This window comes from Streptomyces sp. NPDC042100 (genome assembly GCF_055582325.1).
On the sequence record NZ_JBVJDK010000002.1, the window covers coordinates 660,703 to 682,659 of the forward strand.

Here is a 21,957-nt window from a genome sequence, read left to right on the forward strand (position 1 = left end):
TCACGCGGTGCCTCCGTCGAACGGGTGGGGGATCTGGTGCGGGATGCGGGCCGCCTCCTCGCCCGCCTCCGCCTCGGCCTCGGCCGCCGCCTCGCGACCGCTGACGACCTCCCGTACGGCGTCGAGCACGCCTCGGTAGCCCGAGCAGCGGCACAGGTTGCCGCAGAGCGCCTGCCGGGTCTCCAGCTCGTTCGGGGCGTGGTTGCCCTCAAGGAGGTCGTGCACGGTCATGGCCATGCCCGGGATGCAGAAGCCGCACTGGACCCCGCACTTCGCGAGCGCCCGCTGCACGTCGGACGGCTCGCCGTCCACGGCCAGGCCCTCGACCGTGCGCACCTCGCTGCCCGCCGCCGTCGCCGCGGGCACCAGGCAGGACGCGACCAGCCGGCCGTCCACCTGCACGTTGCACGCGCCGCACTCGCCCTGCGAGCAGCCGTCCTTCGCCCCGGCGAGGCCGAGGCGCTCGCGCAGCACGTAGAGCAGCGACTCGCCGATCCACGACTCCGTGACCGGGCGGTCGGCACCGTTCACGCGGAGCGTGTACGAAGTGTGGGGGTGCTCGTCGCTGTCGGTGGACATGTCCGTGGGCAGCTCGGCGAGCCGCTCCGCGGGCGCCGCCACGGGTGCCTCGGCCGGGCTCACCTCGGGAGTCACAGGGGCCTCGGGGACCTCGTGAACGTCCAGGGCCTCATGAGCCGCGTGAGCCTCATGAGCCGCGTGAGCCTCAGCCGCCTCGACCAGCTCAGCGACCTCATGAACCCCAGAGATCTCAGGTGCCTCAGGTGCCTCAGGTGCCTCAGGTGCCTCAGGTGCCTCAGGTGCCTCGGCGACCTCGGCCGCCTCAAGCACCTCAGCCGCCCCAGCCACACCAGCGGCCCCCGGGGCCTCCCCCACCGCCCACGGCGCCGCCGCGCCCCCCGGCAGCGTCGCCGGGGCGCCGTTCGCGTACGGGGCGAGGGTCGACGTCGTGTACTCCCCCGAGTCGTCGAGGGCGTCCGCGCCGTCCTCGATGGTCGGGATCGTCCAGGAGACCGTCGGCTCCTGGGGGTAGTCCTCAGGCGGAGCGGGCGGCGCCGGGGTCAGCGGGGCGATGACCGGCGGCACGTAGCCGTGGCCGGGGGCCTCCAGCGGGACGCCCTCCAGCATGAAGTCCGGCGGGAGCTGGACGAACGCCGTCGCGTCGCCGTCGTAGCCCTCGCTCTGCGGGATCGGCTGCCAGCCGCTCCCGCGCTCCTCGTGTGCGTCGCTCACGACAGTGCCCTCCCCAGTGCCCGTCGGGCCAGCGCGGCGACGGTCCGCCGCAGGTGCAGTACGGCGGGGGGCAGCGGCTCGCCGCCCGGCGGGTCCGGGATGCACGCGGCGGCCACATAGTCGCCGAACGCCGCCAGTGCCTCCGGCGCCAGCCCCCGGTCCCCGTCCCAGTCCACCAGCGAGGCGATCCACTGCTCCGCCTCCAGCGGGCGCAGCGGCATCGGGGCGACGGCGCCGACCGCGCAGCGCACACCGCGGCGCGCCGGGTCGAGGACGACGGCGACGGAGGCGGTGGCGCGGGCCGGGCCGGTGCGGCCGGTGGCCTTGAGGAAGACCTGCGGCGCGTGCAGCAGCGGTACGCGCACGAAGGCGACCAGCTCGCCGGGGGCCAGCAGGTCGCGGCCGGCCAGCAGGTGGCTGACGGGCAGTTCGCGGGTGCCGAGCGGGCCCACGACGACGAGTTCGGCCTCCAGGGCGGCCAGCACGGGCAGCGAGTCGCCGGAGGGCGCCGCGGTCACGATGTTGCCGCCGAGGGTGCCGGCGTTGCGGATCTGGGGCGGTCCGGCCACGCGCGCGGCGGCGGCCAGGGCCGGGATGAGGGCCGCGAAGTCCGGGCGGCCCATCCGGGCGTGGGTGAGGCCGGCGCCGAGGAGGGCGTGCCCGTCCTGGTACTGCCAGCCGCGGATCTCGTTGATCCGGCCGAGGCCGACCAGGCCCGCGGGCCGCAGCCGGCCGCGGTTGACGGCGGCCATCAGGTCGGTGCCGCCGGCCACGGGGACGGCGGCCGGCATCGCCGTGAGCGCCGCCACGGCCTCGTCCAGCGAGACGGGCAGCGTCACGGACCGCGCCGCCCGCGATGCCGTCTGTGGTGCGTGCGTGGTCAACCCGCTGCCCCTTCCCGGTGTCCCGGTGATCCCCGACCGTCCCCGGCTGTCACGCCTGTGTGGCCGTACCGTACGTGCTCACAGCCTGGACGTGGCAACTCTGGCACATCTTCCGAGCCGTACGTCGCGAGGGTCCGCGAAGGGGGTTTCCGTCCGGGACGTGCCGGGACATCCCAAGAGCGGCGCCGAGTTCCGTTTTGCCGCTCTTGGGTGACGTCATGGGGATAGGTGCCTCACACGTTCGGGGGTGCCCCCTCGATGGGGCGGCCCTGGATCCCGGGACGGCGCTGCCAGGGGAGGGGTCCGGCGGGCGGCCGGTAGTCCACGCCGAGGGCGTCGAGGCGGCGGTAGTGGGCCGCCATCCGGCGCTCGAAGTCGGCGAGATCACGTGCCTCGGGGGCGGGCAGCCGGGACCAGGCGACCTCGGCGAAGGCGGCGAGCCGGGGCTGGGTCTGGTAGTCGACGCGGGCCCGGTTCTCCATCACCTCGGTCCACACGTTGGCCTGGGTTCCCAGGATGTGGGCGGCGGCCTCGGGGGCGAGGCCGGGCGGGACGGGCTCGAAGCGGTAGACGTCGGCCAGGGTGCGCACGTACCCGATGGGCATCGGCTCGTCCTCGCCGGGCGCCTGACGGTGGTCCAGGTACACCTGCTGCTCGGGGCACATGACCACGTCGTGGCCGGCCTCGGCGGCGGTGATCCCGCCCGCGTAGCCGCGCCAGGAGGAGACGGCGGCGCCGGGGGCGAGGCCGCCCTCCAGGATCTCGTCCCAGCCGATGAGGCGGCGGCCCCGGTCGGCGAGCCAGCGGTCGAAGTGCCGGATGAACCAGGACTGGAGGCCGTCCTCGTCGCCGACGCCGAGCTCCTTGATGCGGGCCTGGGCGGTGGCCGAGGCCCGCCACTGGTCCTTGGGGCACTCGTCGCCGCCGATGTGCACGAAGGGCGTGAGCGTGGCGGGGAACAGCTCCAGGACCTCTTCGAGGACCTCCTCGTAGAAGCGGAGCACGCTGTCAGTGGGGGCGAGTACGTTCGGACTGACCCCCCAGGTGTCCCAGACGGAGAGGGCGGTGGTGTCGATGACGTCGGTGTTGCCCAGTTCGGGGTACGCGGCGATGGCGGCCTGCGAGTGGCCCGGGACGTCGATCTCGGGGACGACCGCGATATGCCGGGCGGCGGCGTAGGCGACGATCTCGCGGATGTCGTCCTGGGTGTAGAAGCCGCCGTGCGGAGTCTCGTTCCACAGCGGCGAGGCCCGGTGGCCCCACTTGCTGCGGGCCCGCCAGGAGCCCGTCTCGGTGAGGCGCGGGTGCCGCTTGATCTCGACGCGCCAGCCCTGGTCGTCGGTGAGGTGCAGGTGGAGGACGTTCAGCTTGTGGGCGGCCATCAGGTCGAGCTGCCGCAGCACGTCGTCCTTGGGCATGAAGTGGCGGGCGACGTCGAGCATGAGGCCGCGCCAGCGGAAGCGGGGCGCGTCGGCGACGGTGAGTGCGGGCAGCTCCCAGGCGTGCCCGGCGGGCGCCACGCGGGCGCGGCGGTGCGCCTCGGGGCCGAGGAGCTGGCGCAGGGTCTGCGCGCCCCAGAAGAGCCCGGCGGGGCCGCCGCCCTCCAGGACGACGGCCGCGTCGGCGGCCGTATCGGCGCCGGAGCCGTCGGTGGTCAGCCGGTAGCCCTCGGAGCCGAGTTCGCGCTCGACGTCCGCGCTGATCCGCAGCCGGATCGCGTGCGGCCCGGTGCCGTCGGCGAGGGGCAGCCCGGTGGCGGCGCCGAGCGTGGCCCGCAGCCAGCGCGCGGTGTCGTGGGTGCCGGGCCCGGCGTCGAGGGTGGTGCGCTCGTCGAGGGCGGCGCGCGCGGGCGCGTCGGCGCGGCGCTCGGCGCTCAGGGGCGCGGGGATCAGGTCCGTGTCGAAGGAGGTTTCGTGGGGCATCGTGTCAGTCCTTCACCGCCCCGCCCAGTCCGGAGACCAGACGACGCTGTACGAGTACGAAGAAGACGAGCACCGGGATCGTCATCACGGTCGACCCGGCCATGATCCCTCCCCAGTCGTTCTCGTCGGGCTTGAAGAAGACGAGCAGCGCCATCGGGAGGGTCGACTGCGAGGTGTCGCTGATCAGGAAGGACTTGGCGAAGAGGAAGTCGTTCCAGGTCGAGATGAAGGAGAAGACGCTGGTGGCGACGAGCCCGGGGAAGACCAGCGGGAAGAGGATCTGCCACAGGAAGCGGGTGCGGCTCGCGCCGTCGATCATCGCCTGCTCCTCCAGCGCCTCGGGCACGGCCTTGACGAAGCCGCGCAGCATCCAGATCGCGAAGGGCAACGAGAAGGCGATGTGCGGCAGGATCAGCGAGCCGAGGGTGTTGAGCTGCCCGAAGTCCCGCATGAGGAAGAAGAGCGGGATGGTCAGGGCCTCGATGGGGACCATCTGCGCGACCAGGAACATGATCAGCAGCGTGGTCCGGAAGCGGAAGCGGAAGCGGGTGACGGCGGTCGCGGCGAGGAAGGCGATGACGGCGGAGGCCAGCACGACGGCGGTCGCGACGAGGAGCGAGTTGAGGAAGTAGCGCCCGAACTCCTGCTGTTCGAAGACGCGCCGGAAGGAGTCGAGGGACGGGGCGAGCGTCCAGGGGCGGGGGCTGGTGGACTGGATCTCGCCGGCCGGCTTGAAGGCGGAGAGGACCATCCAGTACAGCGGGAAGGCGACGGCCGCGGCCACGAGCAGGGCCGCCGCCTCGGCGGCGAGCCGGCCGGGCCGGCGGACGCGGACGCGGATGCGGATGCGGAGGCCGGTGGAGCTCACAGTTCCTCTCCCTGTCGTCGGATCAGCCGCAGGTAGACCAGGGTCACCGTGAGCAGGATCAGCAGCATGACCACGCCGATGGCCGAGCCCAGGCTGTACTGGGAGGAGGCGAAGGCCTTCTGGTAGGCGTAGACGTTGAGGACGAGGTTCTGTCCGGCGATGCCGCCGCCGCCCGTCATCACGTAGATCTGGGTGAAGACCTTGAAGTCCCAGATGATCGACTGGATCGTGACGACGACCAGGATCGGGCGCAGCATGGGCGCGGTGACGGAGCGCCAGATGCGCCACTGGGAGGCGCCGTCGAGGGCGGCGGCCTCCAGGACCTCGGAGGGGATGGCCTTGATGCCGGCGTAGACGGTGACCATCACGAAGGGGAACGAGCACCACACGACCTCGAAGAGGACGAGCGCGAAGGCGCTGTAGCGCCCGTAGGTCCAGGAGAAGTCGCCGAGCCCGAGGAGCCGGTTGACCGGCCCGTAGTCGGGGTCGAAGAGGAAGACCCAGACGGTGGAGCCGGTGACGGCGGGGGTGGCCCAGGCACCGAGCGCGGCCAGCATCAGGGCGAGCCGGGGCAGCGCGCGGATCCGGGTGAGCAGGACGGCGAGGGCGCAGCCGACGGCGAGGGTGGCGAGCACACAGGCGGCGGCGAACAGCACGGTGGCGAGCAGGACCTGCCAGAACTGCGGGTCGGCGAAGAGCGTCCGGTAGTTGCCGAGCCCCTGGAAGGTGGTGGGTTCGCCGCCGCTGACCTGGGCCTGGGTGTATTCCAGGAAGGAGATCAGGCCGAGCTGGTAGATGGGGTAGACGAGCAGGCCGCCGAGGACGACGAGGGCGGGGAGCAGATAGAGCCAGGGGGTCCAGGCGGAGCCGGTCCGGCGGCTCCCGGTCCCCCTGCGGGGCGGGCGCGGGGCGCGCGGGCCGGGGAGCCGCGGGCCGGCGCGCAAGGGCGCGGGCCCGGGTCCGGCCGCGGCCTTCTCGGTGCGGGGTGCGGTGGTCATGGTGCGGTTCCCGGTTCTCAGCCGGTGGCCGGGGTGCCGGCGGCGGTGAAGGCCTCGTCCATCTTCCTGGCGGCGTCGCCGGAGGCGGTCGCGACGTCCTTCCGGCCGCTGACGACCTCCTGGAAGAGGGTGGGGAGGACGAGCCCGGCGTCGATCTGGCCCCAGCCGGCGGAGGCGGGGACGAACTTGGCGCCGGCGCCGAGGGAGTCGATGAAGGGCTTCACGAAGGGTTCCTTGGCCGCGGCCTGCTGCCGGACGTCGGTGTAGGTGGGCAGGAAGCCCATGGCGTCGAAGAGGCGGCCCTGGGTCTCCTTGCCGGTGAGCGACTTCATGAGGTCGACGGCGAGGGTGCGGTGGGAGGTGCTCTTGAGGACGCCGATGTTGTTGCCGCCGGCGAAGGCGGGGGCTATGGAGCCGGGGGTCGTGCCGGGGAGCGGCACGACGGCGTACTTGCCCTTGACGGTGCCGGCCTCGACGGCGGCGTGGCTGAAGTCGCCGCCGATGGCCATGGCGGCCTTGCCGGAGGCGAAGGCGGTGACGGTGGCGTTGCCGCCCATCTGGGCGCACTTGGCGGCGGGGCAGTTGTCGTCGCCGAAGAGGGAGGTGTACGAGGCGATGCCCTTGCGGGCGGCCTCGCTGCCGATGGCGGACTTGTACGGGTCGGCGGCGGTGCCGGTGCCGGTGGCGAGTTCGCCGCCGTTGGCCCAGATGAAGGGCATGGCGCCGTAGGTGTAGGCGCCGCCGACGGCGATGCCGTAGAGCTCGGGGCGGGCCTTGCGGATCTTCTTGGCGGTGCTGATGAGCTCGTCCTGGGTCTTCGGGGCGCTCAGGCCGAGCGAGGTGAAGACGTCGGTGCGGTAGTAGAGCGCGCGGACGCCGACGAAGAGCGGGGCGCCGTAGACCTTGCCGCCGACGGTGACGGAGGACTTGGCGGTGGGGTCGGTGTCCTTGGCCTCGTCCCAGGCGCCGAATTCGGCGGTGATGTCGGCGAGTCCGCCGTCCTTGACGTAGCCGGCGGTGTCGGTGTTGCCGTACTCGATGAGGTCGGGCGCGGACTTGGGGTCGTTGAAGGCCGCCTTGACGCGCTGGGCGCGGGTCTCGACGGGGATGTACTCGACCTCGACCTTGGCGCCCTTGTTCCGCTTCTCGAAGGCGGCGACGGCCTGCTGGACGACGTCCTCCTTGGGCTTGTTGGCGACCTCCTGGAAGAGCCAGACACGCAGGGTGCCGGTCTTGTCGTCGGTGCCGGAGGCGCCGCCCGAGGTCTGGGGGGCACATGCGGCCAGGGTCAGAAGAGCGATGGGTACGGCGATCCGGGCAGGAAGCTTCATGGCGGTCCCCTCCACACAGCCGTTGCAGCATACGCAACGGACGTTTCGCACTGCACAACAGGCGTGAGGTTATGGGCGGACCAACACCAGGACAAGAGGTCTCCACCACTCTGTGACCGGCCGAAGCATCCTGCGCAACGCGAAACGGCCCCCGGCGCGCGCACCGAAGTGCGCGCGCCGGGGGCCGTTCCCGACTGCCGGCGGTCCGGACTACTTATCCTTGCCGCCCTTGTCCTTGTCCTTGTCCCCGCCGGCGCCCATGGAGTCGTAGATCTCCTTGCACATCGGGCAGACCGGGTACTTCTTGGGGTCGCGGCCCGGTACCCAGACCTTGCCGCACAGCGCCACCACGGGAGTGCCGTCGAGGGCACTCGCCATGATCTTGTCCTTCTGGACATAGTGGGCGTAGCGCTCATGGTCGCCGTCACCGTGGGACACCTGCGGCGTCGGCTCGACGAGGGTCCCCGTACCTGCCCCGCGCTCGGGCTCAAGAGTGCTCATGGCACCCAAGGGTACTGAAAGAAGCCGCCCGCTCCGAGCGCCCTCCGGGCGACCCCCGGCGGGGGCCACGCGCGCCCGGTCCCGGCCCCGCTTCCCGCCCGGTCCCGCGCCCTCAGTTCAGCGAGGGATCGTCCGGATACGTGGCCACCATCGCGAGCTCGCCGCGCTGCCGCCGCAGCACCTGGCGCCAGAGCGTCTCGGGGCGCGGGGACGACACGTCGCCGGGCTCGGACTCCACCACGTACCAGGCGCCGTCGCCGAGCTCCGACTCCAGTTGCCCGGGGCCCCAGCCCGCGTACCCCGCGAAGATCCGCAGGGCGCCGATGGCGGGCCCGAGCAGCTCGGGCGGGGTCTCCAGGTCGACCAGGCCGATCGCCCCGAACACCCGCCGCCAGCCGAGCGGGCCCTCGTCGCCGGGGATCACCGCGATGCCGAGGGCCGCGTCGAGCGAGACCGGGCCGCCCTGGAAGACCACCCCCGGCTCGCCGGCGAGCCCGGCCCAGGGCGCGAGGATGTCGCCGACCGTCACGGGGGTCGGCCGGTTGAGGACCACGCCGAGGGAACCCTCGTCGTCGTGGTCGAGCAGCAGGACGACCGCGCGGTCGAAGTTCGGGTCCGCCAGCGCGGGGGTGGCCACGAGCAGCCGTCCTGTGAGCGAGGACACCTCGGTCATGCGACACATGATCCCGCATCTTCGGCGTTCCGGGGGGTTGTCCGGGGCGATCCGGGGCAGGTGTGCCGCCGCGCAGGTCAGCGGGGCCCGTCGACGGCCCGGCCGGCCCGCCGCCGGACCAAGCGGACGGTGACGCTCCGCAAGATCGCGTGAACGGAGGGTGCTGTACCCGATTCATTACATTCGCGGGGCCCCCTCAGCCACACAACCGGGGTCCCATGGCCCCTTACCCTTTTCTCTGGCCACCCGTCCCCGACGACCCGGAACGCGAGATTCATGACCGGCACTGACAGCCACGATGTCCTGCTTGTCCACGGCGGTACCCCGCTGGAGGGCGAGATCCGCGTCCGTGGCGCGAAGAACCTCGTGCCCAAGGCGATGGTCGCCGCCCTGCTCGGCAGCGAGCCGAGCCGACTGCGCAACGTGCCCGACATCCGCGACGTCCGCGTGGTCCGCGGCCTGCTCCAGCTGCACGGCGTGACGGTCCGCCCCGGCGAGGAGCCGGGCGAGCTGATCATGGACCCGACCCACGTCGAGTCCGCCAACGTGGCCGACATCGACGCGCACGCCGGCTCCTCGCGCATCCCGATCCTCTTCTGCGGCCCGCTGCTGCACCGCCTCGGCCACGCCTTCATCCCGGGCCTGGGCGGCTGCGACATCGGCGGCCGGCCGATCGACTTCCACTTCGACGTGCTGCGCAAGTTCGGCGCCACCATCGAGAAGCGGGCCGACGGGCAGTACCTGGAGGCCCCGCAGCGGCTGCGCGGCACCAAGATCGCGCTGCCCTACCCCTCGGTCGGCGCGACCGAGCAGGTGCTGCTCACCGCGGTCCTCGCGGAGGGCGTCACCGAGCTGTCCAACGCGGCCGTGGAGCCGGAGATCGAGGACCTCATCTGCGTGCTGCAGAAGATGGGCGCGATCATCGCCATGGACACCGACCGGACCATCCGGATCACCGGTGTCGACAAGCTCGGCGGCTACAACCACCACGCCCTCTCGGACCGCCTGGAGGCGGCCTCCTGGGCGTCGGCGGCGCTGGCCACCGAGGGCGACATCTACGTGCGCGGCGCCCAGCAGCGCTCGATGATGACCTTCCTCAACACGTACCGGAAGGTCGGCGGCGCCTTCGAGATCGACGACGAGGGCATCCGCTTCTGGCACCCGGGCGGCTCGCTCAACGCGATCGCCCTGGAGACCGACGTCCACCCCGGCTTCCAGACCGACTGGCAGCAGCCGCTGGTCGTCGCCCTGACCCAGGCCTCGGGCCTGTCCATCGTCCACGAGACGGTGTACGAGTCGCGGCTCGGCTTCACCTCGGCGCTGAACCAGATGGGTGCTCACATCCAGCTGTACCGCGAGTGCCTGGGCGGCTCGGACTGCCGCTTCGGCCAGCGCAACTTCCTCCACTCGGCGGTCGTCAGCGGCCCGACCAAGCTCCAGGGCGCGGACCTGGTCATCCCGGACCTGCGCGGCGGCTTCTCGTACCTGATCGCGGCGCTGGCCGCCCAGGGCACCAGCCGGGTGCACGGCATCGAGCTGATCAACCGCGGCTACGAGAACTTCATGGAGAAGCTGGTCGAGCTCGGCGCCAAGGTCGAGCTCCCGGGCAGCGCACTCGTGTAAGCGCCTGCAACGCCTCCTGAAGGGCAAACGAGAGGGCGGCCACCCCCTGACAGGGTGGCCGCCCTTTTCGCTGCCACAGGCCGCCTCAGCGGCCCTGGGAGCAAGCTGCCCGGAGGGCCGCCTGCTTACTTGCCCTTGGCGGCTTCCTTGAGCTTCGAGCCCGCGGAGACCTTCACGCTGTAGCCGGCCGGGATGTTGATCGGGTCGCCGGTCTGCGGGTTACGAGCGGTGCGAGCGGCACGGTGGGTGCGCTCGAAGGTCAGGAAGCCGGGGATGGTGACCTTCTCGTCGCCCTTGGCGACGACCTCGCCGACGGTCTCGGCGAGCGCGGCCAGAACGGCGTCGGCGTCCTTGCGGGTCACCTCGGCACGGTCGGCCAGGGCGGCCACCAGCTCACTGCGGTTCATGTTGTTACTCCCGTGTCTTTCTTGCCTGTGAGGCGTGAGATCGAAGCCGATGCTGCCAGGGCCCTCGGACAGTCCCCGGACCCGGGTCTGCTGACAGACCCTCGCGCCCAAACACGCATCCTGCCCCCACCAGCGGCGGGAACGCCAATCCGGCACCCCTCCGGCACCCTCATGGGTCACACGAAGAACGCCGGAGCTCCCTGGTGGTGACAGAGCGTCGACTCCGCGCGAACCGTGCGGAGCCGGACTACCACCCTAAAGGCGGGTTTGGGGTGCGGCGACCGCGACACGCAGCCACCGCCTCCCCGGCCGCTCAGGCGCCCGCGCCGGCCGCCTTCGCCGCGTTGCGCACGGCGCCGGCCACCGCGCCGGCGACCTTGTCGTTGAAGACCGACGGGATGATGTAGTTCGGGTTCAGCTCGTCCTCGGTGACGACGTCCGCGAGGGCGCTGGCGGCGGCCAGCATCATCTCGGTGTTGACCGTGCGGGACTGCGCGTCCAGCAGGCCGCGGAAGACGCCGGGGAAGACCAGCACGTTGTTGATCTGGTTGGGGAAGTCCGAGCGGCCGGTGGCCACGACGGCGGCCGTCTGGCGGGCGATCGCCGGGTCCACCTCGGGGTCCGGGTTCGCGAGCGCGAAGACGATCGCGCCCTCGGCCATGGCGGCCACGTCCTCGGCGCCCAGCACGTTCGGGGCCGAGACGCCGATGAAGACGTCCGCGCCGACCACGGCCTCCTTGAGGGTGCCGGTGACGCCCTCCGGGTTGGTGTTGTCGGCGATCCAGCGCAGCGGCGAGTCGGGCGCGGCGTCCACCAGGTCCGCGCGGTCCGCGTGGACCACGCCGTGGATGTCGGCGACGACCGCGTGCTTCACACCGGCGGCCAGGAGCAGCTTCAGGATGGCCGTACCGGCCGCGCCCGCGCCGGACATGACGACCCGTACGTCGCCGATGCCCTTGCCCACCACGCGCAGCGCGTTGGTGAGCGAGGCGAGCACCACGATGGCGGTGCCGTGCTGGTCGTCGTGGAAGACCGGGATGTCCAGGGCCTCGCGCAGCCGGGCCTCGATCTCGAAGCAGCGGGGCGCCGAGATGTCCTCCAGGTTGATGCCCGCGAAGCCGGGGGCGATGGCCTTGACGATCTCCACGATGGCGTCGGTGTCCTGGGTGTCCAGGCAGAGCGGCCACGCGTCGATGCCGGCGAAGCGCTTGAACAGGGCGGCCTTGCCCTCCATGACCGGCAGGGCGGCCTTGGGGCCGATGTTGCCGAGGCCGAGGACGGCGGAACCGTCCGTCACGACTGCGACGGAGTTGCGCTTGATGGTGAGGCGGCGGGCGTCCTCGGGGTTCTCGGCGATCGCCATGCACACGCGGGCGACGCCCGGGGTGTAGATCATCGAGAGGTCGTCACGGTTGCGGATGGGGTGCTTGGACGCCATCTCGATCTTGCCGCCGAGGTGCATCAGGAACGTACGGTCGGAGACCTTGCCGAGGGTGACTCCCTCGATGCCGCGCAGGGTCTGCACGATCTCGTCGGCGTGCGCCGTGGAGGTGGCGGCGATGGTGACGTCGATCCGCAGCTTCTCGTGGCCGGAGGCGGTCACGTCGAGGCCCGTGACGGAGCCTCCGTGGGTCTCGACCGCCGTGGTGAGCTGGGAGACCGCGGTGCCGCTCGCGGGCACTTCGAGCCGGACCGTCATCGAGTACGAGACGCTGGGCGCCGTTGCCATGTCCGAGTTCCTCTGCTTTCCCTGACTTCGTTGCTACGCCGCCCCGGCTGATTCGCCCGGCGACGCCCTCCGATCGTCGCACCTACCTGCGGGTAGCAGGTAATACGGTCGTTTCGTTTTCGGAAAGTAGTTTCCACCATACGAGAGACGTGGCCGAAACTGAAGAGATCCGCGGAAACGGAAGAGGTCCCCGCCGCCCGAAGGCGACGAGGACCTCTAGAAGTAAGCGGCACCGACCCGCCATGCTCGCCTCGCGGCAAGTGGTCCCTCAAAGGGACGAAGGTTGGGCCCGGGGGCTTGGATCGAGCCGGTGCCACGACAAGGCTAACAAACCACCCTGGCAAGTGATTCCCGCGGCACGAGTTGACCGGATCCGATCCCTCGACCGGCCCCCGCTCAGTCCCTCAGCAGGTCCGGCACCCCGTCCGCGTCCGGCAGGTCCCGCTCGCCCGAGACCACCGTGAGCGCCTGCGTGGAGCGGGTCAGCGCCACGTAGAGCACCCGCAGGCCGGCCGGGGACTCGTCGGCGATCTCGGCGGGCGAGACCACCACCGTGGCGTCGTACTCCAGCCCCTTCGCCTCCAGCGAGCCGAGCGCCACCACCCGGTCGCCGAGCCCGGCGAGCCAGCGGGCGGCCTCGGCGCGGCGGTTCATCGCGACGACGACGCCGACCGTGCCGTCCACCTGTGCGAGCAGCCGTTCGGCCTCCGACCGTACGGTTTCGGCCATCTCGGACCGCTCCGGGATCGGGACGAAGCGGGGCTCCAGGCCCGTGGAGCGCACCGCGCGCGGGGACTCCTTGCCCGGCATGGCGAGCGCCAGCACCTTGGCGGCGAGCTCGGCGATCTCGGCCGGGTTGCGGTAGTTCACCGTGAGCTCGAAGCGGCGCCTGGGACGGCTGCCGAGGGCCTCGTCGCGGGCCGCCGCCGCCTCGTCCGGGTCGGACCAGGAGGACTGGGCGGGGTCGCCGACGACGGTCCAGGTGGCGTGCCGGCCGCGGCGGCCGACCATCCGCCACTGCATGGGCGTGAGGTCCTGGGCCTCGTCGACGATGACGTGGGCGTACTCGGTCCGCTCGGCGGCCAGCCGCTCGGCCCGCTCCCGCTGGGTCTCCTCGCGCACCGGCATCAGCTCCTCCAGGCCGGTGAGCTGGTCCAGCGGGTCGTACTCCCGCTTCCGGCGCGGCCGGGCCGGGGCGCCGAGGAGCGTGGCCAGCTCGTCGAGCAGGGCCACGTCGTGCACCGAGAGGCCCGGACGGCGCAGCGAGCGGGCCAGCCTGCGCACCTCGCCCGGGTTGAGCACCCGGCGGGCCCAGCGGCCGAGCCGCCGCTCGTCGCCCATGGCGTCGAGCACCCCGCGCGGGGTGAGCTCGGGCCACCAGGCGTCCAGGAAGGCCAGGAAGGAGTCCTCGGTCGAGACGTCCTCGTCGAAGGAGGAGCGCAGCTCGGCGGCGAGCTCGGGGTCGCTGTGCCGGCCGGCGGCGCCGGACCGGGCGTACAGCGCGTCGAGCAGCAGCCGGCGGGCCCGGGGGCGCAGCAGGTTGACGGGGGCGGTGCCGCCGAGGACGTTGTGGCGGATGCGCTTGAGGTCCTCGGGGCCCAGCTCCAGGCGCCGCCCGAAGGCGACGACCCGCAGCAGGGTGGGGGTGCCGGCCGCGGCGGCCCGGCCCTCCGCCGCCTCGTCCGCCTCGTCCGCCTCGTCGAGAGTGGGCTGGACCCGGGGCGCGGGCGTCTCCAGGGCGCCCCGGGCGGCCTTGCGGAGCACGGCGAGCATCCGGGAGGAGCCCTTGATCCGGGCGACGGCGGGCTCGTCGTACGCGTCGGCCTCGGCGCCGTCGACGAGGCTGCCGAGCGCGCGGATGGCGACCTGGCCCTCCTCGCCCAGCGAGGGCAGCACGCCCTCGGTGTACGAGACGAGCAGCGGGGTCGGCGACACGATGAGGATGCCGCCGGAGTAGCGGCGCCGGTCCTGGTAGAGCAGGTAGGCGGCGCGGTGCAGGGCGACGGCGGTCTTGCCGGTGCCGGGGCCGCCCTCGACGTACGTCACGGAGGCGGCGGGGGCGCGGATGACCAGGTCCTGCTCGGCCTGGATGGAGGCGACGATGTCGCGCATGGTGTGGCTGCGGGCCTGGCCGAGGGCGGCCATGAGCGCGCCGTCGCCGATGACCGGGAGCTCCTGGCCGTCGAGGCTGGCGGTGAGCTCGGGACGCATCAGGTCGTCCTCGACGCCGAGGACCCGGCGGCCCTTGGAGCGGATGACCCGGCGGCGCACCACGCGGCCCGGGTCCACCGGGGTCGAGCGGTAGAAGGGCGCGGCGGCGGGGGCCCGCCAGTCGATGACGAGCGGGGCGTAGTCGGAGTCGAGGACGCCGATGCGGCCGATGTGGAGGGTCTCGCCGATGTCGGCGACCTGCCGGCCGTCCTCGGTGCGGACGGCGTCCTCGGCGGGCTCGACGGAGGTGTAGGCCCCGTCGGGGCCCTTCTTCCCGTCCTTGCCGAAGAGGAGGTCGATCCGGCCGAAGAGGAAGTCCTCGAACTCGTTGTTGAGCCGGTTGAGGTGGATGCCGGCCCGGAAGACCTGGGCGTCCCGCTCGGCGAGGGCGCCGGGCGTGCCGACCTGGCCCCGCTGGGCGGCGTCGTTCATCAGGAACTCGGCCTCGTGGATCTTCTCCTCCAGTCGGCGGTAGACCTGGTCCAGATGTTCCTGTTCGACACCGATCTCACGGTCCCTGACCGTGTCGACGGCTTCCTGCGCGGCCACCGGGGCCCCCTTCTGACGTGCACTGGGCAGCCGTCGAGCGTACGCCACCGAAGGCCGTGTGTCAGGCCTGACGTCGCGGAACGCGAAAGGGCCGGCCCGGGCGTACGGGGGAGCCGCCCGGGCCGGCCGGGACCGGAGAGGCGCGGGGGAAGCGCCGTCCGGTCATCGATGGGCGTCCTCGCAGGTCAGCGTGGACGCTCCCACAGCATCAACGTTCAACTGTTTATTATCTACGGATTGTTTTTCCTAGGAATTGGCGGAGAAGGGGGGCGCGCGTGAACAGGACCGCGCTGCGGGTCCTGCTGCGCGAGCGCCGGGCGCTGATCGCGCCCGAGGCGCACGGCCTCTCCCGGCCGACCGGGCGCGGCCGGCGCGCCCGGGGCCTGTCCCAGCAGCAGGTGGACGAGCTGACCTGCCGGGCGGTCGACACGTACAACCGGCTGGAGACCGGCCGCTATCCGCATCCGCCGGCCGACTACCTCCGCCAGGTCGCCCGGCTCTTCGGCCTGAACGAGCAGGAGTGGGTCTCGCTCTGCCGGTACGCGGGCATCGGCGACCCGCCCGCCCCGCTGCACCCCTCCTCGGGCCTGGAGGTGCCCGGGGTGTGGCAGGAGGCCGTGGACGGCATCGCGCACATGGCGTACCTCACCGACGCCTCCTGGAACCTGCTGGCCCACAACCGGCACTTCGCCGAGATGTACCCGGGCGGCCGGGTCCCGGCCAACACCATGCGCTGGATGCTCCTGGACCCCTCGGCGCGCGACGCGACCCTGCTGGACTGGCGGACCGTGTGGGCGCCGCTGATCCTTCCCCAGCTGCGGGCCGCCATCGCCGCCCGCCCGGAGGACGGGACGCTGCGCGGGATCGAGGCGGAGGTCCGCGCCGACCCGGACCTGGGGCCGCTGTGGGAGGCGGGCGGGGCGCACATCCACCCGGACGGCGACGAACGCCCGCTGCGCCACGCGCTGCTCGGCCCCGGCCATGTGACGATCTGCGCGGCCCAGCCCCTCACGGCCCCGGGCGCCCGCCTGATCATCATGCTCTTCCGCCCCGGCCGCCAGAAGGCCCACGAACGCACCCCGATGCTGCGGGCGACGCCCCCGCGACCGGACTGACGCCCCGTCCGCGCGGGGCGCGGAAGGCGTCCCGCGCGGGCGCACGTCCGCCCGGAGGGCAGCCCCGCGCGGACGGACGCCCACCCCTCACCCCTCGTACGTCGCATCCGCCGCGACCGGGTCCAGCGCCAGCCGGTAGCCGCGCTTGACCACCGTCTGGATGAGCTTCGGGGCGCCCAGCGCCGTCCGCAGCCGGGCCATCACGGTCTCCACCGCGTGCTCGTCGCGCCCCGCGCCCGGCAGCGCCCGCAGCAGCTCGGGACGCCCGACGACCCAGCCGGGGCGGCGGGCGAGCAGGCCGAGCAGGGCCATCCCGGCGGGCGGGACCGGCCTCAGCGCGCCGTCGACGAGGACCGCGTGGCCCCGGATCTCGACCCGGCGCCCGGCCACCGGCAGCACCCGCGCGCGGGCGGGCAGCTCCCGGCGGACGAGCTCCACCAAGGGGCCGAGCCGGCAGCGTTCGGGCTGGTACGTGCCGATGCCGAGCGCCTGGAGCGGCGCCGCCGCCACCGGCCCCACGCACATCGCGGGCACCTCGTGCCGCAGCGCCGCGACCAGGTCGTCGAGCAGCTCCCGCTCCCCCGCCCGGCGCAGCAGCGAGGCGGCGGCGGGCGCGCTGGTGAAGACGACCGCGTCCAGGCCGCGCGCGGCCACCGCGTCCAGGAGCCGGTCGAGGGGGACGGTGTCCTCGGGCGGCGTCCAGCGGTGGACGGGCACGACGACGACCTCGGCCCCGGCCGCCCGCAGCGTCGCCACCAGGCCCGGCGGCGGCTCCCCGTGCAGCTGGAGCGCGATCCGGCGGCCCGCGACGCCCTCGCCGAGCAGCCGGCCGAGGAGCTCGGCCGGCGCGTCGGAGGACGGCGACCAGGACGCGGTGAGCCCGGCCGCGCGGACCGCGCCCCGCGCCTCGGGCCCGCGGGCCAGCAGTTCGGCGCCGCGCAGCCGGTCCAGGAGCGGCTCGCCGAGGCCCCGGCCACCGGCCGCCCCGAGCCAGTCGCGGAAGCCGGTCGCGGTGGTGGCGACGACGAGGTCCGGGGGATGGCCGATGAGCTCCTCGGTGGCGGCGAGGAGTTCGGCGTCGTCGGCGGGCGGCACGATCCGCAGCGCGGGACCGTGGACGACGCCCGCGCCGCCTCGGCGCAGCAGCGCGATGAGCTCGTCCGCCCGCCGTACCGAGGTGACCCCGACGGTGAATCCGGCGAGCGGCCCGTGGTGCTCCGCCCCGGCGGACGCGAGGTCCCGGGTCCGCTCGGCGTCCGTGTGGTCCTTGGCGTCCATGGCGCCCGAGACTGCCGGGACCGTGTGACGGTCTCGGTTCCCGTGGGTTTCCTGCCCGTTACGGCCGTACGGGAGCCCCCGGCCCGGCCGCCGAAGGCAGCCGAAGGTATACGCCCGGAGCCGGGGAAGGCCCCGGCATGACGAAGGCCCGGCGGCCGTCGGAACGACCACCGGGCCTGCGCCCACATGGGATGAGTGGAGATGGCGGGAATCGAACCCGCGTCCAACGGTGCGGAAACAGGGCTTCTCCGTGTGCAGTCCGGTGCGATTTTCTCGGCCCTCCGGATCACCCAGACAAGTCCGGAACGGGCTCAGTCACTGTTTGATTTCCCTCAGGCCCCCGTGACCGGGGCTAGAGGTTTAGATCCCTAAATGACGCCAGGATCCGGGTCGGGACCACCCCCGGGCTGACGCTCCTCACAGAGGCTTCTACTCGTTACCTAAAATTAGGCAGCGAGGGCGAAGCGGGAGTTATCGCTCTTGGAGTTGGCGATTATTGGTTGCGACATATGGTTTACGAGATCATTGCCGCTTCCTCGACACGCTTCCCCTGCTTCGACATCCGCTGTCGAAACCGATCATCCCCATGTTTATTTTTCAAAGCGCGCACCCTCTCCAGGGGTGCAGGCCCCATCGTACGTGACCGGGGGCCGCGGTAGCCAGCGTATTAACCCCGGGCGGCTACACCTGGCTCGCCCGCTGACGGCGCTTCGCCGCCGCGATGGCGCGGTTGGTCTCGCGGGTGTCCTGCTTCTCCCGCAGGGTCTGCCGCTTGTCGTACTCCTTCTTGCCCTTGGCGAGCGCGATCTCGCACTTCACCCGGCTGCCGAGGAAGTACAGCGCGAGGGGCACGATCGTGTGACCCGTCTCGGACGCCTTCTGCTCCAGCTTGTCGATCTCCTCCCGGTGCAGCAGCAGCTTCCGCTTCCGCTTCGCCGAGTGGTTGGTCCAGCTGCCCTGCATGTACTCGGGCACGTGGATGTTGTACAGCCAGGCTTCGTGGCCCTCGATCTGGACGAAGCCGTCGACGAGCGACGCCCGGCCCATCCGGAGCGACTTCACCTCGGTGCCCATGAGCACCACACCGCACTCGTACGTGTCGAGGATGTGGTAGTCGTGCCGCGCCTTCTTGTTCTGCGCGATGAGCTTGCGCTCCGGCCCCTTGTCCTGGCTCTTCTTCTTCGCAGGGTTGCCCTGCACGTTGACGAGTCCCTTTGCCATAGTGCGCTCATCTTCGCACTAGGGGGCCCCTCCGAGGCCACTCAATACCGTACGGGCCCGCTCCTCGGCTCCCGCCCCGCCGACGATCACGTCCGGCGTGATCCCCCGGCCGTCCACGGCGTGCCCGGCGGGCGTGCGGTAGTGCCCGACGGTCAGCTCCGCGACCGAGCCGTCCGGCAGCGTGCTCGGCATCTGCACCGAGCCCTTGCCGAAGGTGCGGGAGCCCACGGTGACCGCCCGGCCTCGGTCCTGGAGCGCCCCGGTCAGCAGCTCGGCCGCGCTCATCGTGCCGCCGTCGACCAGCGCCACCAGCGGGCGCCCGGTGTCGCCGCCGCCGTCCGCGTACACCGCCCGCTGCTCGCCCTCCACGTCGTACGTGGCGACCAGCCCGCCGTCGAGGAAGGCGGAGGCGGCGACCGCGGCCTCCGCGAGCAGGCCGCCCGCGTTGCCGCGCAGGTCCAGCAGGACACCCGCGCGGGGCGGCGCGGCCCGCACGGCGGCCCGGACCCGCTCCCCCGTGCCCTTGGTGAAGGCGGCCACCCGGATCAGGACCGTGCCGTCGTCGAGCCGGCGGACGGTCACCGGGTCGGTGGCGAGGCGCGCCCGGCGCAGGGTCTGGGTCCAGGCGGCCCGGCCGCGCTCGACCCCCAGGGCGACCTGGGTGCCCGAGACACCCCCGCCGCGCAGCAGCGAGACCACCTCGGACACCGACAGGCCACCGACCGGGCGCCCGTCGACCGAGACCAGCCGGTCGCCGGGGCGCAGCCCGGCCCGCGCGGCGGGTCCGCCCGGCTGCACCCGGCTGACCTCGACCCGGTCCCGGCCGGCCCGGCGGGCGGACAGTCCGACGCCCGTGTAGGCGCCGTCGAGGGCCTGCTCGAACTCCGCGTACTCCTGCTTGTCGTACACCGCGCCCCAACGGTCGCCGCTGCGGCTGACGAACTCCTCGGCGGCCTTCTTGCCGGACTTGCCGTCGGCGATGGCCTCGGCCGCGGCGCGGGCGAGCGCGGCCCGGTCGACGGGCGCCCGGTCCGCCACCGTGTCGACCGAGGCGGTCGCGGGCTCGCCGGCCCGCTCCCCGCGCGGCAGCGAGCCGGTGGCCGCGGCCGTGCCGAGGACCCCGGCGAAGACCAACGTCAAAGCGGCCCCACGGAGGACTCCGCGGGGCCGTCGACAGAACTCGGGGCCGGCACCGGCACGCATGTCGCCCACTCTAGGACAAGCGAATGGCGCCGCACGGCTGTTGGCCGTACGACGCCATGGGCTCACCCCGAGTGGACTGTCACACCTTCAGGTACTTGCGCAACGCGATGAACGCGGCGAGCGCGGGCATCAGCAGACCCACCGCGATCACCAGCGGCAGCTTGGAGAGGACCGCGTCCCAGCCGATGAAGTTGACCAGCGCCATCTTGTCGGCGAGCGCGAGGCCGTGGTCGATCAGGAAGTAGCGCCCGACGAGGAGCATCACGGAGGCGACGGCGCCGCCGAGCAGACCGGCGAAGGCGGCCTCCATGATGAACGGCATCTGGATGTAGAAGTTGGTCGCGCCGACCAGCCGCATGATCCCGGTCTCGCGCCGCCGGCTGAAGGCCGAGACGCGCACCGTGTTGACGATCAGGATCAGGGCGATGACCAGCATCAGCGCCATCACGTACAGGGCGACGACGTTCATGCCGTTCATCAGGTCGAACAGGTTCTGCAGGATGCCCCGCTGGTCCTGGACGGACTCGACGCCGTCCCGCCCGGCGAAGGCGGTCGCGACGACCTTGTACTTCTCCGGGTCCTTCAGCTTGACCCGGAAGGACTCCTGCATCTGGTCCGGGGTCACCACCGAGGCGATGGCCGTGTCGCCGTACTGCTCCTTGTAGTGCTTGTAGGCCTCGTCGGCGGACTCGCGGTGAACCGTCTCGACGATGTCCATCTTCTTCAGATCGGCCTCGATCTGCTCCTTCTGCTGCGCGGTGACCGCGCCCTTGGCGCACTTGGGCGAGGTGGCCCCGTCGCTCTTGTTGCAGAGGAAGATGGAGACGTTGACCTTGTCGTACCAGTAGTCCTTCATCGTGCTGACCTGCTCACGCATGAGCAGCGCGCCGCCGAAGAGGGCGAGCGAGAGGGCCACGGAGACGACGACGGCGAAGGTCATCGTCAGATTGCGCCGGAGACCGACCATGATCTCCGACAGCACGAACTGAGCGCGCATGTGTCTGTATCCCCTACCGGCTCAGTGCTGATATCCGTAGACGCCGCGTGCCTGGTCGCGGACGAGACGGCCCTTCTCCAGCTCGATGACGCGCTTGCGCATCTGGTCGACGATGTTCTGGTCGTGGGTCGCCATGACGACGGTGGTCCCTGTCCTGTTGATCCGGTCGAGCAGCTTCATGATGCCGACGGAGGTCTGCGGGTCGAGGTTGCCGGTGGGCTCGTCCGCGATCAGCAGCATCGGACGGTTGACGAAGGCCCGCGCGATGGCCACGCGCTGCTGCTCACCACCGGACAGCTCGCCCGGCATGCGGTCCTCCTTCCCGCCGAGACCGACGAGGTCGAGCACCTGCGGGACGGCCTTGCGGATCTCGCCGCGCGGCTTGCCGATGACCTCCTGGGCGAAGGCCACGTTCTCGGCGACGGTCTTGTTCGGCAGCAGCCGGAAGTCCTGGAAGACCGTCCCCAGCTGGCGCCGCATGTGCGGCACCTTCCAGTTGGACAGCCGGGCGAGGTCCTTGCCCAGGACGTGGACCTGGCCTTGGCTGGTGCGCTCCTCGCGCAGGATCAGCCGCAGAAAGGTCGACTTTCCGGAGCCGGAGGAACCGACGAGGAAGACGAACTCCCCCTTCTCGATCTCCAGGGATACATCCCGGAGCGCGGGGCGGTTCTGCTTCGGATAGGACTTGGAGACATTGTCGAATCGGATCACGGATGCACCACGGTCGGCCGGGAGTAGGTGTGCGTGACCATACGCGAACGGGGATGGCCCGCACAGTCGCGGTCCGGACTTGTGTGCTTTATCCTTTTCGCCCGTTGGTACGCGTTCCCGTGGGGCGCGCCGAAAACCGCCGGAGCTGGCACAGTGGTAGGGGAACGCCGGGGCGGTCCGGACCGTTCTCCTTGCAGCAGGCCCGGACAAGTGATCCCCCGCGCGGGAGGAGGAGAGCGCATGACCTACGACCGACTGGTGTGCGCCAACTGCGCGGCCCCCGTCGCGGAGGGCCGCTGCCCCGTCTGCCGCGCGAACCGAGAGCGCCTGCCCCAGCCGGGCGGCCTCACCCCCGCGACGCTGCTGACCCTGGTGCTGGCCCTGGTGGCGACGATGGCCCTGCTGGCGGCGCTGCGCGGGGCGTAGCGGGCCCGGGAGACACGAGGAGAGGGCCTGGGGTTCCCACGGGAACCCCAGGCCCTCCC

Annotated in this window: 19 protein-coding genes and 1 other RNA gene; 3 read left to right on the forward strand and 17 right to left on the reverse strand. The window is 72.2% G+C overall.

Annotated elements, in window-relative coordinates; all coding sequences use genetic code 11:
- The 8 genes from ACZ6J5_RS07150 to ACZ6J5_RS07185 form a co-directional block, all read right to left on the reverse strand.
- Positions 1–1,251, reverse strand: coding sequence for a (2Fe-2S)-binding protein (locus ACZ6J5_RS07150; RefSeq protein WP_469388521.1), 1,251 nt, complete (start codon positions 1,249–1,251; stop codon positions 1–3).
- Complete coding sequence (locus ACZ6J5_RS07155; protein WP_469388523.1) at positions 1,248–2,135, reverse strand: FAD binding domain-containing protein; 888 nt, start codon at positions 2,133–2,135, stop codon at positions 1,248–1,250. Before ACZ6J5_RS07155 ends, ACZ6J5_RS07150 begins: the two co-directional genes overlap by 4 nt.
- Before the next feature lie 233 nt (positions 2,136–2,368).
- Positions 2,369–4,057 (reverse strand): beta-N-acetylhexosaminidase, encoded by a 1,689-nt coding sequence (locus ACZ6J5_RS07160; protein ID WP_469388525.1) that lies wholly within the window; start codon positions 4,055–4,057, stop codon positions 2,369–2,371.
- 4 nt (positions 4,058–4,061) lie between these two features.
- The gene (locus ACZ6J5_RS07165) at positions 4,062–4,925 is read right to left on the reverse strand and encodes a carbohydrate ABC transporter permease (RefSeq protein WP_469388528.1); all 864 of its coding nucleotides are present in this window, start codon (positions 4,923–4,925) and stop codon (positions 4,062–4,064) included.
- On the reverse strand, positions 4,922–5,923 hold the full coding sequence (locus ACZ6J5_RS07170) for a carbohydrate ABC transporter permease (protein WP_469388530.1): 1,002 nt from the start codon (positions 5,921–5,923) through the stop codon (positions 4,922–4,924). Before ACZ6J5_RS07170 ends, ACZ6J5_RS07165 begins: the two co-directional genes overlap by 4 nt.
- 17 nt (positions 5,924–5,940) lie before the next feature.
- Positions 5,941–7,254 (reverse strand): extracellular solute-binding protein, encoded by a 1,314-nt coding sequence (locus ACZ6J5_RS07175; RefSeq protein WP_469388532.1) that lies wholly within the window; start codon positions 7,252–7,254, stop codon positions 5,941–5,943.
- 210 nt (positions 7,255–7,464) lie between these two features.
- A complete protein-coding gene (locus ACZ6J5_RS07180) occupies positions 7,465–7,755 on the reverse strand; it encodes a DUF3039 domain-containing protein (protein WP_469388534.1) in 291 nt (96 codons plus the stop codon).
- A gap of 112 nt (positions 7,756–7,867) precedes the next feature.
- Complete coding sequence (locus ACZ6J5_RS07185; protein WP_165961848.1) at positions 7,868–8,428, reverse strand: YqgE/AlgH family protein; 561 nt, start codon at positions 8,426–8,428, stop codon at positions 7,868–7,870.
- A 276-nt stretch (positions 8,429–8,704) separates the two neighbouring features.
- Between ACZ6J5_RS07185 and murA the strand changes: the two genes are divergently transcribed.
- Positions 8,705–10,051, forward strand: a complete 1,347-nt coding sequence (murA, locus tag ACZ6J5_RS07190) for a UDP-N-acetylglucosamine 1-carboxyvinyltransferase (RefSeq protein WP_046911450.1) — start codon at positions 8,705–8,707, stop codon at positions 10,049–10,051.
- A 125-nt stretch (positions 10,052–10,176) separates the two neighbouring features.
- Here the strand turns inward: murA and ACZ6J5_RS07195 are convergent, their stop codons facing one another.
- The 3 genes from ACZ6J5_RS07195 to ACZ6J5_RS07205 form a co-directional block, all read right to left on the reverse strand.
- On the reverse strand, positions 10,177–10,458 hold the full coding sequence (locus tag ACZ6J5_RS07195; protein WP_017237029.1) for an HU family DNA-binding protein: 282 nt from the start codon (positions 10,456–10,458) through the stop codon (positions 10,177–10,179).
- Between the two features lie 313 nt (positions 10,459–10,771).
- A complete protein-coding gene (locus ACZ6J5_RS07200) occupies positions 10,772–12,187 on the reverse strand; it encodes an NAD-dependent malic enzyme (RefSeq protein ID WP_362476215.1) in 1,416 nt (471 codons plus the stop codon).
- 396 nt (positions 12,188–12,583) lie between these two features.
- Positions 12,584–14,947, reverse strand: coding sequence for a HelD family protein (locus ACZ6J5_RS07205; RefSeq protein ID WP_469388538.1), 2,364 nt, complete (start codon positions 14,945–14,947; stop codon positions 12,584–12,586).
- A gap of 275 nt (positions 14,948–15,222) precedes the next feature.
- On the opposite strand from ACZ6J5_RS07205, the gene ACZ6J5_RS07210 reads away from it, so the two are divergent.
- Complete coding sequence (locus tag ACZ6J5_RS07210) at positions 15,223–16,062, forward strand: MmyB family transcriptional regulator (protein ID WP_469388541.1); 840 nt, start codon at positions 15,223–15,225, stop codon at positions 16,060–16,062.
- 87 nt (positions 16,063–16,149) lie between these two features.
- Here ACZ6J5_RS07210 and ACZ6J5_RS07215 read toward each other — a convergent pair whose 3' ends face one another.
- The 6 genes from ACZ6J5_RS07215 to ftsE all read right to left on the reverse strand — a co-directional run bounded on the left by ACZ6J5_RS07215 (position 16,150) and on the right by ftsE (position 21,472).
- Positions 16,150–17,340 carry a uroporphyrinogen-III synthase gene (locus ACZ6J5_RS07215; RefSeq protein WP_469388542.1) on the reverse strand — a complete coding sequence of 397 codons (1,191 nt, stop codon included), beginning with the start codon at positions 17,338–17,340 and terminating at the stop codon, positions 16,150–16,152.
- Positions 17,341–17,533: 193 nt separating this feature from the next.
- Positions 17,534–17,926: a transfer-messenger RNA gene (gene ssrA, locus ACZ6J5_RS07220) on the reverse strand.
- 95 nt (positions 17,927–18,021) lie between these two features.
- Positions 18,022–18,561: an SsrA-binding protein SmpB gene (smpB, locus tag ACZ6J5_RS07225; protein ID WP_469388544.1), complete on the reverse strand. Its 540-nt coding sequence runs from the start codon at positions 18,559–18,561 to the stop codon at positions 18,022–18,024.
- An 18-nt stretch (positions 18,562–18,579) separates the two neighbouring features.
- Complete coding sequence (locus ACZ6J5_RS07230; protein ID WP_469388547.1) at positions 18,580–19,764, reverse strand: S41 family peptidase; 1,185 nt, start codon at positions 19,762–19,764, stop codon at positions 18,580–18,582.
- Between the two features lie 79 nt (positions 19,765–19,843).
- Positions 19,844–20,761, reverse strand: a complete 918-nt coding sequence (gene ftsX / locus ACZ6J5_RS07235) for a permease-like cell division protein FtsX (protein WP_329420995.1) — start codon at positions 20,759–20,761, stop codon at positions 19,844–19,846.
- Between the two features lie 21 nt (positions 20,762–20,782).
- Complete coding sequence (gene ftsE, locus ACZ6J5_RS07240) at positions 20,783–21,472, reverse strand: cell division ATP-binding protein FtsE (RefSeq protein WP_046910798.1); 690 nt, start codon at positions 21,470–21,472, stop codon at positions 20,783–20,785.
- A gap of 240 nt (positions 21,473–21,712) precedes the next feature.
- On the opposite strand from ftsE, the gene ACZ6J5_RS07245 reads away from it, so the two are divergent.
- Positions 21,713–21,898: a hypothetical protein gene (locus ACZ6J5_RS07245; RefSeq protein WP_469388550.1), complete on the forward strand. Its 186-nt coding sequence runs from the start codon at positions 21,713–21,715 to the stop codon at positions 21,896–21,898.
- Positions 21,899–21,957: the final 59 nt, after the last annotated feature.

What these genes read in the sequence shown, in the direction of transcription:
- ACZ6J5_RS07200 (WP_362476215.1), bottom strand. Translation starts at nt 12,187, where the DNA reads ATGGCAACGGCGCCCAGCGTCTCGTACTCGATGACGGTCCGGCTCGAA.
- ACZ6J5_RS07245 (WP_469388550.1), top strand. Translation starts at nt 21,713, where the DNA reads ATGACCTACGACCGACTGGTGTGCGCCAACTGCGCGGCCCCCGTCGCG.
- smpB (WP_469388544.1), bottom strand. Translation starts at nt 18,561, where the DNA reads ATGGCAAAGGGACTCGTCAACGTGCAGGGCAACCCTGCGAAGAAGAAG.
- ACZ6J5_RS07215 (WP_469388542.1), bottom strand. Translation starts at nt 17,340, where the DNA reads ATGGACGCCAAGGACCACACGGACGCCGAGCGGACCCGGGACCTCGCG.
- ACZ6J5_RS07185 (WP_165961848.1), bottom strand. Translation starts at nt 8,428, where the DNA reads ATGACCGAGGTGTCCTCGCTCACAGGACGGCTGCTCGTGGCCACCCCC.
- ACZ6J5_RS07160 (WP_469388525.1), bottom strand. Translation starts at nt 4,057, where the DNA reads ATGCCCCACGAAACCTCCTTCGACACGGACCTGATCCCCGCGCCCCTG.
- ACZ6J5_RS07195 (WP_017237029.1), bottom strand. Translation starts at nt 10,458, where the DNA reads ATGAACCGCAGTGAGCTGGTGGCCGCCCTGGCCGACCGTGCCGAGGTG.
- ACZ6J5_RS07170 (WP_469388530.1), bottom strand. Translation starts at nt 5,923, where the DNA reads ATGACCACCGCACCCCGCACCGAGAAGGCCGCGGCCGGACCCGGGCCC.
- ACZ6J5_RS07230 (WP_469388547.1), bottom strand. Translation starts at nt 19,764, where the DNA reads ATGCGTGCCGGTGCCGGCCCCGAGTTCTGTCGACGGCCCCGCGGAGTC.
- murA (WP_046911450.1), top strand. Translation starts at nt 8,705, where the DNA reads ATGACCGGCACTGACAGCCACGATGTCCTGCTTGTCCACGGCGGTACC.
- ftsX (WP_329420995.1), bottom strand. Translation starts at nt 20,761, where the DNA reads ATGCGCGCTCAGTTCGTGCTGTCGGAGATCATGGTCGGTCTCCGGCGC.
- ACZ6J5_RS07175 (WP_469388532.1), bottom strand. Translation starts at nt 7,254, where the DNA reads ATGAAGCTTCCTGCCCGGATCGCCGTACCCATCGCTCTTCTGACCCTG.
- ACZ6J5_RS07180 (WP_469388534.1), bottom strand. Translation starts at nt 7,755, where the DNA reads ATGAGCACTCTTGAGCCCGAGCGCGGGGCAGGTACGGGGACCCTCGTC.